General features: G+C 57.4%; 11 protein-coding genes. 6 read left to right on the top strand and 5 right to left on the bottom strand.

Going from position 1 to position 12516, the window contains the following annotated elements; genetic code table 11:
- A partial coding sequence (locus tag ABYP39_RS13010) for a haloalkane dehalogenase (protein ID WP_372782914.1) occupies positions 1 to 685 on the top strand: 685 nt, incomplete at its 5' end.
- Between the two features lie 87 nt (positions 686 to 772).
- On the opposite strand, the gene rep is transcribed toward ABYP39_RS13010, so the two are convergent.
- The 3 genes from rep to ABYP39_RS12995 all read right to left on the bottom strand — a co-directional run bounded on the left by rep (position 773) and on the right by ABYP39_RS12995 (position 4726).
- Positions 773 to 2776, bottom strand: coding sequence for a DNA helicase Rep (gene rep / locus ABYP39_RS13005; protein ID WP_372764044.1), 2004 nt, complete (start codon positions 2774 to 2776; stop codon positions 773 to 775).
- Between the two features lie 164 nt (positions 2777 to 2940).
- Positions 2941 to 4443 (bottom strand): YifB family Mg chelatase-like AAA ATPase, encoded by a 1503-nt coding sequence (locus tag ABYP39_RS13000; protein ID WP_372782912.1) that lies wholly within the window; start codon positions 4441 to 4443, stop codon positions 2941 to 2943.
- A 34-nt stretch (positions 4444 to 4477) separates the two neighbouring features.
- Complete coding sequence (locus ABYP39_RS12995; protein ID WP_372749439.1) at positions 4478 to 4726, bottom strand: accessory factor UbiK family protein; 249 nt, start codon at positions 4724 to 4726, stop codon at positions 4478 to 4480.
- Between the two features lie 83 nt (positions 4727 to 4809).
- On the opposite strand from ABYP39_RS12995, the gene ABYP39_RS12990 reads away from it, so the two are divergent.
- The 4 genes from ABYP39_RS12990 (at position 4810) to ABYP39_RS12975 (ending at position 8750) form a co-directional block, all read left to right on the top strand.
- Entirely contained in the window at positions 4810 to 5757 is a 948-nt protein-coding gene (locus ABYP39_RS12990; protein WP_372782910.1) for a hypothetical protein, read from the top strand.
- Between the two features lie 465 nt (positions 5758 to 6222).
- On the top strand, positions 6223 to 6951 hold the full coding sequence (locus ABYP39_RS12985; RefSeq protein WP_372760878.1) for a TorF family putative porin: 729 nt from the start codon (positions 6223 to 6225) through the stop codon (positions 6949 to 6951).
- Between the two features lie 107 nt (positions 6952 to 7058).
- Positions 7059 to 7397 carry a P-II family nitrogen regulator gene (gene glnK / locus ABYP39_RS12980; RefSeq protein ID WP_183411596.1) on the top strand — a complete coding sequence of 113 codons (339 nt, stop codon included), beginning with the start codon at positions 7059 to 7061 and terminating at the stop codon, positions 7395 to 7397.
- A 111-nt stretch (positions 7398 to 7508) separates the two neighbouring features.
- Positions 7509 to 8750, top strand: a complete 1242-nt coding sequence (locus tag ABYP39_RS12975; protein ID WP_372749452.1) for an ammonium transporter — start codon at positions 7509 to 7511, stop codon at positions 8748 to 8750.
- Positions 8751 to 8871: 121 nt separating this feature from the next.
- Here the strand turns inward: ABYP39_RS12975 and recG are convergent, their stop codons facing one another.
- The gene (gene recG / locus ABYP39_RS12970; RefSeq protein ID WP_372782907.1) at positions 8872 to 10938 is read right to left on the bottom strand and encodes an ATP-dependent DNA helicase RecG; all 2067 of its coding nucleotides are present in this window, start codon (positions 10936 to 10938) and stop codon (positions 8872 to 8874) included.
- Positions 10939 to 11087: 149 nt separating this feature from the next.
- On the opposite strand from recG, the gene ABYP39_RS12965 reads away from it, so the two are divergent.
- A complete protein-coding gene (locus tag ABYP39_RS12965; protein ID WP_372782905.1) occupies positions 11088 to 11945 on the top strand; it encodes an NAD-dependent epimerase/dehydratase family protein in 858 nt (285 codons plus the stop codon).
- A gap of 24 nt (positions 11946 to 11969) precedes the next feature.
- Here ABYP39_RS12965 and ABYP39_RS12960 read toward each other — a convergent pair.
- Positions 11970 to 12516, bottom strand: a 547-nt coding sequence (locus ABYP39_RS12960; RefSeq protein WP_372782903.1) for a helix-turn-helix domain-containing protein, incomplete at its 5' end; no start/stop codon positions are given.

Below are 12516 nucleotides of genomic sequence, written 5' to 3'. Positions count from 1 at the left end.
TCGGGTCATCGCGTTGGATCTCATCGGTTTTGGCCGTTCAGACAAGCCCAGTGAGCGCAGCGATTACACGTACGCTCGTCATGTGGGTTGGGTTCAGTCGGCGTTTGATCAGCTCAATCTGGAAAATGTGACGCTGGTTTGTCAGGACTGGGGTGGTCTGATCGGCCTGCGTCTGCTGGCCAGTCGCCCAGACAAGTTTGCGCGGGCGGTTGCGGCCAATACCATGCTGCCCACTGGCGAGCAGCCACCGGGCGAAGCCTTTCTGGCGTGGCAAAAATTCTCGCAGGAGGTGCCGGAGTTTCCGGTAGGAAAAATCATCAGTGGCGCGGTGACTTGCGAGTTATCGCCGGACGTCGTGGCGGCGTACGACGCCCCCTTTCCTGATGAGGCCTTCAAAGCCGGAGCGCGCCAGTTTCCGGTATTGGTCCCCACCTCGATCGACGATCCTGCCCACGCAGACAATGTGGCTGCGTGGGAGGTGTTAAAGCGCTGGGACAAACCCTTTCTAACGGCTTTCAGTGATTCAGATCCGGTGACCAAAGGCGGGGAGACATATTTTCAGGAGGTGATTCCTGGCGCACAGGGACAGCCGCATACGACCATAAAAATGGGTGGGCATTTTCTGCAGGAAGATCAGGGCGAAGCGTTGGCCGACGTGGTGAATGCATTTATTGCGGCAGGCTGAGGCCCTCAGCAGGTGTTGCGTTCCGGCGCGTTAAGCATCCAAACCGCCCAGATCAATGCTGGGTGGTTTATATTGAATCGCAACGCCCTAACCAAATAGGTTTTTCAGGCTCGCCAGAGTTTCGTTGCCGCGCTTCTGGTTCATTTCAGGCGTGGCCTCGCCTTTGCCTTCCCACTCCAGATCTTCCTGCGGCAGCTCGCTGAGAAAACGGCTCGGTTCACAGATGTTCATTTCGCCAAAGGATTTTCGCTTGGAACAATAAGTCAGGGTAAGCGTGCGCTTGGCGCGCGTGATCCCGACGTAGCACAGGCGTCTTTCTTCATCGATTGTGTCGGCGTCAAGGCTGTTCTGATGCGGCAGGATACCCTCTTCCATGCCAATTACATAAACGTGGGGGTACTCGAGCCCTTTTGAGGCATGCAGTGTGAGCAGTTGTACCTGATCAGCACTTTCCTGTTCGTCTTCCTGGCGCTCCAACATATCGCGTAAGACCAGTTTGGTGATGGCGCCCTCAATGTCGGTGTCTTCGTCTTTTTCCAGGCTCTTTTTCAGCGAATCCACTAGCACGAAAACATTGGCCATGCGTTTTTCCGCCACGGCGGGTGATGAACTGTTTTGCATCAACCAGTCGAGGTAGTCGATGTCGCGCAGCAGTTGACGAATAGTCTCAATCGGATCGTCTTCATAGCAGCGCCGCCGCAGCATATCCAGCCACTGGGTAAACTCGCGCAGGCGTTGCACCCCGGCAGCGGGTAAATGGGATTCCAGCCCCAGCTCCTCGCAGGCGCTGTACATCGGTACGCCGCGATCGGTGGCGTAGCGGCCGAGGGCTTCGAGTGTGCTGGTTCCAATCTTCCGCCGCGGCACGTTGACGATGCGCAAAAAGGCGTTGTCGTCGTCCGGGTTGATCAGCAAGCGTAGGTAAGCCATCACGTCTTTAATTTCATTGCGCGCAAAAAAAGACGTGCCGCCACTGAGTTTGTAGGGCACCTGGTGGGCCTGTAATTTCAGTTCTAACAGGCGAGCTTGGTGGTTGCCGCGATACAGTACGGCGTAGTCACCGAAGCGGGTGCCGCTGCGCAGTTTGTGGTCGAGTATTTCAGTGACAACCCGCTCGCACTCTGCGTCTTCGTTCGGGCATTTGATCACTCGGATGGGGTCGCCGTAGCCCAGTTCGCTCCACAATGCTTTGTCGAACAGGTGGGGGTTGTTGGCAATGACGGTATTGGCCGCTTTGAGAATGCGCGCGGTGGAGCGGTAGTTTTGTTCCAGCTTTACGATTTTGAGGTGGGGGTAGTCTTGTTGCAGCTGGCCAAGGTTTTCCGGGCGCGCACCGCGCCAGGCGTAAATCGACTGGTCATCGTCGCCCACCACCGTCAATGCAGCGCGCATGCCCACCAGTTTTTTCACCAGCTCGTACTGTGCGCCGTTGGTGTCTTGGTATTCGTCTACCAGCATATAGCGCACTTTCTGTTGCCACTTCTCCAACACCTCGGGGTAGTCCCGAAACAGTGTGACCGGCAGCAGAATCAGATCGTCAAAATCCAGGGCATTGTAGGCCTTCAGGGCCTGCTGATAGCGCAGGTAGGCTTGCGAGCAAAGAATGTCGGCTGGCCCCTGCGCTTGGGCGATTGCCTCTTCAGGTGCGACCAGGTCGTTTTTCCAGTCAGAAATCGCGCGCTGGATATGATCCACCTGATCGCCGTCGCTGCCGTGCTGTTGTATCAGCAAGTCCTTGAGCAGGGCCTGGCAGTCTTGCTGGTCAAAAATGGAGAAGCCGGACTTGTAGCCCAGCGTTTTGAACTCACTGCGCAGAATATTCAGGCCCAGGGTGTGAAAGGTAGAAATATTCAGGCCCTTGCCGGCGCCCGGCGACAGCAGGCTGCCGATACGCTCGCGCATTTCCCGCGCGGCCTTGTTGGTAAAGGTCACTGCGGTGATGTACTTGGCCTCGATGCCACACTGTTCTACCAGGTAGGCAATCTTACGGGTAATCACACTGGTTTTGCCGCTGCCGGCACCGGCGAGTACCAGCAAGGGGCCGTCGATGTAGCGCACGGCTTCGCGTTGGCGGGGGTTGAGTTGGCTCATCGGGTATCGCTGTTGTTGGCCTTTGCGAGCGGGGTTGCCCCTCTCCCGAGGGAAAGGGCTGAATGAGGGGTTGCTGACTAAACCGAATCTCGCATGTCTTGATCAAAGACGCGATTGTAGCAGTGTGGCTCTGATCCTGTCGCCGCTTGAAATTTGTCGAGGTTTCAGGCTGGTAGTTGGCGGTAAGTCAGGGCTTCACTCAGGTGTTTGAATTGAATACGCTCGCTGTGATCCAGATCGGCAATAGTACGCGACACTTTGACAATGCGGTGCTGTGCGCGCGGAGATAGGCCGAGTCGCGCTTCGGCTTTGACTAGCAGGTCGCTGCAGGCGGCGTCCAGCGAGCAGTGGTCGCGCAGGGCTGACACGCTGAGCAGTGCATTGCAGCACCCGCTGCGTTGTTGTTGCTGTTCCCGGGCAGCTAACACACGCTGGCGGATGCTGGCAGATTTTTCATTGTCCTGCGTCTGCTGCAGGCTGCCCGGCGGCAGACGCGGTACGTGGACAAACAAATCGATGCGATCGAGCAGTGGGCCGGACACCCGGTTGCGGTAGCGCACTACCTGATCCGGGGTGCAGCGACATTCGTGCAGGGGATCTTTGTGGTAGCCGCAAGGGCAGGGGTTCATGGCGGCGATTAGCTGGAAACGCGCCGGGTAGCGCACTTTCATATTAGCGCGCGCAATGGTGATTTCACCGGCTTCCAGGGGTTCGCGCAAGACATCCAGCACCTTGCGGGGGTATTCAGGCAACTCGTCGAGAAACAGTACGCCGCCGTGGGCGAGTGATACCTCGCCGGGGCGGGCCTGGCTGCCGCCACCGACCAGGGCCACCGCGGAAGCTGTGTGATGCGGCGCGCGGAAGGGGCGCTGCTGGTGATAGTGGAAGCTATCGCCAGAGACCGAGTAGATGGAGCTGGTTTCCAGTAGCTCTTCTCGATTCAGCGGCGGCAGAATGGACGGCAAACGTGAAGCCATCAGCGTTTTGCCGGTGCCTGGTGGGCCGCTGAACAGCAGATTGTGGTTGCCCGCCGCGGCGATTTCCAGAGCGCGCCGGGCTGCGTGTTGGCCGGTGATGTCGCTGAAGTCCGGTTGCTGGTCGCAGTCGAGGTCGCGCGAGGGCGCGGCTAAGTCCGGCGTTACTGTGAGCGGTTGCTGGCCCTGCAGGTAGGCCACGGTTTCACTCAAGGACTGCACGGGGATCAGGGTGTTCGGTGCAAATTCGAAGATCTCTATCGCGTTGCTTTTCGGGAGTACCAATTTGCGGCCGGTGTTTTCGCACTGAATTGCGGCGGGCAGGCTGGCGTCGATGCGCCTCACCTCGCTGGTTAGCCCTAGTTCGCCCACAAATTCCCAGGGGCTTAAATCCTGACAGCGTACCTGACCGCTGGCCGCGAGAATGCCGATGGCAATGGGCAGGTCGAAGCGACTTCCCTCTTTGGGAATATCGGCTGGCGCCAGATTGACGGTAATGCGCCGGGCGGGAAACTCAAAGCCGGCATTGAGCAGAGCAGAGCGCACCCGGTCGCGGCTTTCGCGCACCGAGGCCTCTGGTAGACCAACGATTGAAAACCCCGGCAAGCCATTGGAAAGATCCACTTCAATGGCAATCAGCGGCGCGTTGATGCCGATGCGGGCTCGACTGTATACGATGGCAAAGTGTTGCATGGCTTCCTTCCCTGGAAGTTATGACGCGTGGGCGTCAGCTGGACTGGTCGAGTTGGGTCTGAAGCTCGGCGAGCTGGTTTTCGAGTTGTATGAGCTTTTTACGGGTGCGCGCCAACACGGCGGCCTGAGCATCAAACTCGTCGCGAGATACGAGATCCATGCGATCAAAGGCGCCCTGCATCAGCACGCGCAGGCGCGACTCAACTTCATGAGGGATATCCGTGTCGCGGGCCAGCTTGCTGGCCTGCTGCACGAGTTGTTCGATAAATTCCGGTCGGGACATACGGGCTTCCTGTTACCTGCGAACAGTTTATCGTACATTGACGCTCATTGTAGAGCGTTGATTGGAGGCACGGTGTGAGGGGATTGCGAAGTCTGTTAGCTGCAGTGGCGGTATTTTTATCTGGCTACGCGGCAGCGCTGGAAAAGGTTGTGCCCGCCGGTGAAGTCTGGCGTGTTGCGGCCGACGAACAGCAGCTGCACCTCACTCGGCTGGTATTGGGTGATGGCGCGATAGTGCGCTTTGCCGACGGTGTCAGTCGTTGGCGGCTTAGCGCCGAGCGGGTGGAAATTGGCAACAACGTAGTGATTGATGGTCGCGGTGCTGCGGGCGAGGTTGGTCAGGATGGGGCGCCGCCGATACCTGCGGTCGCTGCAGTTTGTGAAAGCGGCGCCGCAGGAGCCCCCGGTGGCGAGGGCGCGCGCGGAGCATCGGGCGTGGCGATGACGCTGGACTGGGGCATCGCTGCGATCGGTTCTTTGCAGCTGCTGACCGACGGTGGCGCCGGGGGAGCCGGTGGACGCGGTGGCGCGGGACAGGCTGGCGGTGAGCTCAACAGATGCCGTGGTGGTGATGGTGGCCCTGGCGGACCGGGTGGTCGTGGTGGCATGGGTGGCGACGCGGGCGCACTGCAGTTGGTTTATCGCCCGGTGGATAAGCGCGTCGATGTGGCACAAATAGTCAGTGCGATTACCCATTCCAGTGCCGGCGGCGCTGGCGGTTCTGGCGGTGCTGGCGGCCCCGGTGGCGCTGCTGCTGAAGGTCGGTATATGAAGGGCAGTATTGGCGGCAGCAAGAAGTGGCTGGCGGGTGGAGAGCCCGGAGGTGAGGGTACTGCCGGCGCGCCAGGCGCTACTGGCGAAAACGGCCGCGCGATATTGCAGCTAGACCAGGCGGGGGCGAGTGCGAAAAGTTTGCCTCAGCGAGACTCTGGCGCTAGAGTTGGTCGGCAGGACCGTGTGTCTGTGCTCGAGGAGCGCATTGAAGCGCTGGAAAAGCGGCTTGAAAGGTTGGAGCAGCAGCGCAGTCACTAATTCGTCAACATCAGGCTGTATAAAAATAATGAGGACTGATTCGGCAGACGGAAAGGCTAACCCCCTAAAAATCTGATCATGGCACCACTTTGGTGCATACATGCGGCCGCGTGCGACATTTCCGGCCGCTGCGTCTTTCAGTGGCTGAGCCACGGAGGACTCTCTTCCCTTGAAAAACACAATTAATCCTTTTGATTCAATATTTTAGCAAAAATACCTCGCCTGAACTCTAGATTTCTTCTGGTGTTTGTTCTAGTTTGGTGCGCAGGGGCGCGAATGCACCGAAATTAGCCATGCTGATCTCGGGCTTTGCGCCCGTCAGGTGATGGCAATAACAATAACCAATTGAAATATAAGGATATATTTCATGTTGGCACGAGCTGTGCTTTATCGTGGAAACAAAAAGCTATCACTGTGTGCTAGCAAAAAAATGAAATATCGAAACATCAACGTGGAGAAACACACATGAAGAAAGTAAAGACTCTGCTTACCTCTGGTGCAACTGCAGCTGCTATCGCATTAAGCGCGGCGCCTGCAATGGCTGAGCTTGAAGCCAGTGCAGCTGTGTCAAACATCTATGTCTTTCGCGGCGTAGATCAGGGCTTTGGTACAGGCGCCGTATCCGGTGACCTGGTATACAGCACGGCTGGCTTCTATGCGGGCATTTGGGCGTCTAGCGCTTTGAGTGGTGGCGGCGAAGTGAACTTTTTCGGCGGCTGGAGTGGTGAAGTTGGCGGTCTGGGGCTCGACCTGGGTGCGCTTAGCTACTACTACGCTGGTAACTCACAACTTGACGGCGGCAACGACCTGACAGAGGCCTATCTGGGGCTTTCTTTCGGCGGCGCGGAGCTTTATTACTTTGACAACGTATCGGGCAACAATGCTTTTAATGCTTTGTCTGACGATGGTTTTACCTACACTACCCTAAGCTACACCATGGGCAAGTTCAGTGCTCTGGTGGGAATGGCTGACGGCGAAGAAGAAGAGAACGCCAAGCACGACAATGACTACGTTCACCTTGATCTGACGTATGCTTTCAACGACAACCTGAGCTTTGCGGTAAGCAAAATTGTTGACGCTGATGATGAATTGTTGGGTAAAAAGGCGACAGTCGGAAGCACTGCCAAGGGTTTGAACTACACCTTGGATGACGACGCACTGTTTATCGTTACCTATAGCATCCCGCTGAACTAATACGTAGCAGTACACCCCGGCCGACTACCGTCGGCCGGATTTAACCCAACCAGTTTCTAACCGGGTGTGTGTGGTTAGCCATACACCGTGTAGAGGAGATTTGTCTCATGAAACTGATAACAGCCATTATCAAACCCTTCAAACTTGATGATGTGCGCGAGGCGCTTTCAGACATTGGTGTGCAGGGTATTACTGTCACCGAAGTGAAAGGCTTTGGCCGTCAGAAAGGTCACACCGAATTGTATCGCGGCGCGGAGTACGTTGTTGACTTCCTGCCGAAGGTAAAACTCGAAGTGGCGGTTGCCGACGGTTCCGTTGAGCAGACCCTGGAAGCCATCAGTAAATCAGCCAATACCGGCAAGATCGGTGACGGCAAAATCTTTGTATCTGCGCTGGAGCAAGTCATCCGTATTCGTACGGGCGAAACCGGCGAAGAGGCAATTTAAAAACGGGCAAGCTCATTGCCGGTTTATCACCCGAATGGAGTGCGACCGGAATGGATTTGGCCTTTGGCGGAAGGCTGAAACCCTCAACAAGCCTGCGAGGTTTATTTAATCATGGAAAATCAAATATTTGAACTGCAGTACGCACTCGACACCTTTTACTTTTTGGTGTGCGGTGCGCTGGTAATGTGGATGGCAGCCGGTTTCGCCATGCTCGAAGCCGGTCTGGTGCGTTCCAAGAACACCACCGAGATCCTGACCAAGAACGTAGCCCTGTTTGCGATCGCCTGTACCATGTACATGATCTGCGGCTACTCCATCATGTACGGCGGCGGTGAGCTGACCCTGTTCCTCGACGGTATTGTCGGCGACGGTGTGGCCGGTGCTGAAGAGCCTGCAACCTACGCGCCATCCTCAGACTTTTTCTTCCAGGTGGTGTTTGTTGCCACGGCGATGTCAATTGTCTCCGGTGCAGTTGCTGAGCGTATGAAACTGTGGGCCTTCCTGGCGTTTGCCGTTGTCATGACCGGTTTCATCTATCCAATGGAAGGTGCCTGGACTTGGGGCGGTATGCCGGTATTTGGCATGTACACACTGGGTGACCTGGGTTTCTCTGACTTTGCTGGCTCCGGTATCGTTCACATGGCGGGTGCTGCTGCCGCTTTGGCAGGCGTAATCCTGCTAGGCGCTCGTAAGGGCAAATACGGCAAAAACGGTCAGATCAACGCGATTCCCGGTGCTAACCTGCCGTTGGCTACGCTGGGTACCTTTATCCTGTGGCTGGGCTGGTTCGGCTTTAACGGTGGCTCGGTTCTGGCAACTGCCAGCGTGGAAAGCGCCAACTCTGTAGCGATCGTTTTCATGAACACCAACGCTGCGGCGGCCGGTGGTCTGATTGGCGCGCTGATTGTTGCTCGCATCCTGTTTGGCAAGGCTGACCTCACGATGGCACTGAACGGTGCGCTGGCTGGCCTGGTAGCCATTACTGCTGAGCCCTCAACGCCTACTGCTCTGCAGGCAACCCTGTTCGGTGGATTGGGCGGCGTACTGGTCGTGTTCTCTATCCTGACCTTGGACAAGATGAAAATCGACGATCCGGTCGGTGCGATCTCAGTCCACGGTGTGGTGGGTCTGCTGGGTCTGCTGTTGGTGCCGGTTACCAACGATGGCTCTAGCTTCTCTGGTCAGATCATTGGTGCAGCAACCATCTTCGGTTGGGTCTTTGTTGCCAGCATGATCACCTGGGCTATCCTGAAAGCTGTTATCGGAATCCGCGTCTCTGAGGAAGAAGAGTACGAAGGTGTGGATCTGTCCGAGTGCGGAATGGAAGCCTACCCCGAATTCACTCAGCAATAGGTCTCCCCCTGCTAGTGAATATTAAAGGCGCCTCCGGGCGCCTTTTTTTATGACAAAAACCGGGGTCGTAACGAGTATTTTTTAACCGGCTGTACAAAAAATACTCGTTACGACCCCGGTTTTATACGGCGGCGTAGTTGGTTTTTTCGCCGAGCCAGCGATCTATCAGGGCGCTGCTCAGCCTCTTGTCCGTCGCGACGGATTCAGCGCTTTGTCTGACGTCTTCCAGCAGATCACCGTCGCGCTGCAGGTCGGCAATGCGAAACTGCATCAATCCGGTCTGGCGCGTACCAAGCATCTCTCCCGGACCACGCAGCATGAGATCTTTCTCTGCGATCACAAAGCCATCGCTGGACTCGCGCAGTGCGCGCAATCGCTCGCGACCGGTGCGTGACAAAGGTGATTGGTATAACAGTACGCAGTGGCTTTCGAGGGCGCCCCGGCCCACCCGGCCCCGCAGCTGATGCAGCTGGGACAAGCCGAGGCGTTCGGCGTTTTCGATAACCATGAGGCTGGCGTTGGGGACATCCACGCCAACCTCGATGACGGTGGTGGCAACCAGTAATTGCGTGGTTCCTGCCTTGAAGGCGGCCATGATATCGGCCTTTTCCTGCGGTTTCTGACGGCCGTGCACCAGTGCTATCTGCAGGTTGGGCAGGGCTTTTTGCAGGTTTTCAAATACCGCTTCGGCAGCCTGGGCCTGCAGGGCCTCGGATTCTTCTATCAGGGTGCAGACCCAGTACACCTGCTGCCCCTTCGCACAAACATGGGCTATGCGATCGATAATCTGGCTGCGGCGAGCATTGTCGATAACGACGGTGTTTACTGGCGTGCGCCCGGGTGGCAGCTCATCAATGATCGAGGTGTCGAGATCAGCGTAGGCGGTCATGGCGAGGGTGCGCGGTATCGGGGTGGCTGTCATGACCAGTTGGTGGGGGTGGCCGTCTTCCGGGCGCGCTTTCTGGGTGAGTGCCAGTCGCTGATGTACCCCAAAGCGGTGTTGTTCATCGATAATCGCCAGCCCCAGCCGTTGGTAGATGACGTCTTCCTGAAACAGGGCGTGGGTGCCAATAACCAGTTGGGCCTCACCATTGGCGATGGTGGCAAGGGATTTCTGACGCGCCTTGCCTTTCAATTTGCCTACCAGCCAGCCGGTTTCCAGACCCAGCGGAGCAAACCACTGCTGGAAGTTGAGATAGTGCTGCTCGGCCAGTATTTCTGTTGGCGCCATTACTGCTACCTGGAAGCCCTGTTCGATCACTTGCAGCGCTGCCATGGCGGCGACGACGGTTTTGCCGCTGCCGACATCACCTTGAACCAGTCGCAGCATGGGGCGCTCCAGTCTAAGGTCGGCAGCGATTTCCTCGCAGACCCGTTGCTGCGCGTTAGTGAGTTGAAATCCTAACTGTTGAAGAAAGGCGCGCTGCAGCTGAACACTGGCAGGCATTGGTACAGCGCCGCGTTGTTGAGTTTGTTGTCGGGTTTTTAGCATGGCCAGGTTGTGTGCCAGCAGTTCTTCGAATGCCAGTCGTCGTTGGGCTGGGTGCAGACCTTCTCGCAACAGTGACAGCCGGGCCTTGGGCGGCGGATGATGCAGGAAGTGCAGTGCATCACTGAGCGGGAAGCGCGCCAACGGGTGTTCGCTCAACAATTCTTGCGGCTTATGATTTTCCAGTAATGTAAGTGCCTGCAGGCAGAGTTTGCGCCACACGCTTTGTCCGATGCCTTCTGTGGTGGGGTAGACCGGTGTCAGGCGATCATCGAGTTCAGCCGGGTGTTGTTCGTCAAGCAGTTGGTACTCGGGGTGGTAAATTTCCAGCCCCGCGCCACCACGCCGAGGTTCGCCATAACAGCGCAGGCGGGTGCCTGGCTGCAGCTGTTTTTTCTGCGCCGCAGAAAAGTGGAAGAAGCGCAGGGAGATCAGTCCGGTGCCGTCCTGCAGTTTACACAGCAGGCTGCGTCGTTTGCCGAAGGTGATGTCGGCGACTTTGACCTCCCCTTCGATGACGGCGTCGACGCCCAGCTGTAGCCCGCCAATAGGTGTTATTCGGGTGCGATCCTGGTAGCGCAGTGGCAGATGAAACAGCAGATCCTGGGCGCTGTACACGCCGTAGTTGTTGAGCCGTTCACGCAGGCGCGGGCCAACCCCCTTGAGCTGTTCGATGGCGATGGCCTGCAGATCCGTCAAGCAGGGGCTCCTTTTGTCTTGCCCGTTTGGGCTGTCAGTCCCGTTTGTGTGTCCTGGGCTGAATGTGCAGCCCGCCCGGCGCTATAGGTTTGCTCTGGTCACCTGCGCTGACGTATTGTAACGGCCTTTGCTTTTGTGGCCACAGACTGATGATGGAAAAAACCTTATTGTTGATTGGCTGCGGCCAATTAGGTGCTGCACTGGGGCAGCACTTTTTGGCAAAGGGCTGGCGGGTGGTTGGCGCGCGCCGCAATGTAGCGGCCCTGCCGCCAGGGTTTGAAGCGCTGCCGCTAGATTTTCGCGCGCCGCAAACATTCGCTGGATTGCGAGATGTCGCGGCTGATTATGTGTTGGTCACGCTAACGCCGGGCGCGCGCAGTGCTGAAGCCTACAAGGCGGTTTTTGAGCTTGGCTTTGAGGGTGTGTTGCAAGCTTTAAACACAAGCGCGTTGAAGAGGGTGCTGTTTGCGTCGAGTACTAGCGTGTATCACCACAATGATGGTTCGGTGGTTGATGAAAATAGCGAACTGGCACCGACCAGTTACAGCGGCCGCAGCGTGCTGGCTGCGGAGCAGCTGTTGCAGGCGTCGGGGCTGCCCGCGACGGTCGTGCGATTCGGTGGTATTTATGGTGGCGAGAGTTTGCGTCTGGCCGAGCGGGTTCGCGCGGGGCAATGCGCACCGCTGGAGCCGCCGCATTTCAGTAACCGGATTCATCGCGATGACTGTGTGGGGGTGCTTCGGCATGTGCTTGAGCAAAGTGAGGCGGGCGCGGCAGTGGCAGGTTGTTATCTTGCCGTTGATAATGATCCCGCGCCGATAGCCGAGGTTCACCAGTGGTTGGCCCAGCAGTTGGGTGTGCCGTATCAGGTGGATCATGGCTACCGCCATATGGCGGGCAGCAAGCGCGGCAGTAACCGGCGCTTGCGAGACAGTGGCTATGAGTTTGCGTATCCGGATTACCGGGTGGGCTATGCGGAAGTGCTCGCGCGGGCGCCTGAGGGTTGATGTTGGACGTCAGGCATTCGCTGCTCAATCCTCAGGGTCATCCCCGCCCATTCCCAGTTCCTTGATTTTCCGGGTCAGTGTATTGCGACCCCAGCCCAGCAGGTTGGATGCGTCGCGTCTTCGGCCCTGGGTATAGTGCAGGGCTGCTTCAATCATGATGCGCTCAAATTGCGGGACCGCGCGATCCAGTAGTCGGTCTCGGCCCAATAGCAATTCCTGATCTGCCCAATGACGCAGGTTGTCCTGCCAGTGCACGCTGGGCACGCCGGGAGCGTCATCGGTGGGGCTGGAAGTCTGCTGCAGCATTTCAGGCGGCAGGTCGTTGACATGAATGTCGCGGCCGGAGGCCATGACCGTGAGCCAACGGCAAGTGTTTTCCAGCTGGCGCACGTTGCCGGGCCAGGACAGTTTGCCAAGGTATTCTTCGGCTTCCGGGCGCAGGCGCTTGGGCTCGACATTGAGTTCGGTCGCCGCTTTTTTGAAAAAATGCTTCATCAGCATCGGAATATCTTCGCGACGCTCGGTCAGTCTGGGGTTATGAATCCGGATCACATTCAGACGGTGGAACAAG

Source organism: Litorivivens sp. (genome assembly GCF_041625495.1).
Lineage (GTDB): Bacteria > Pseudomonadota > Gammaproteobacteria > Pseudomonadales > Spongiibacteraceae > Litorivivens.
This window is presented reverse-complemented; position numbering and strand designations above follow the sequence as displayed.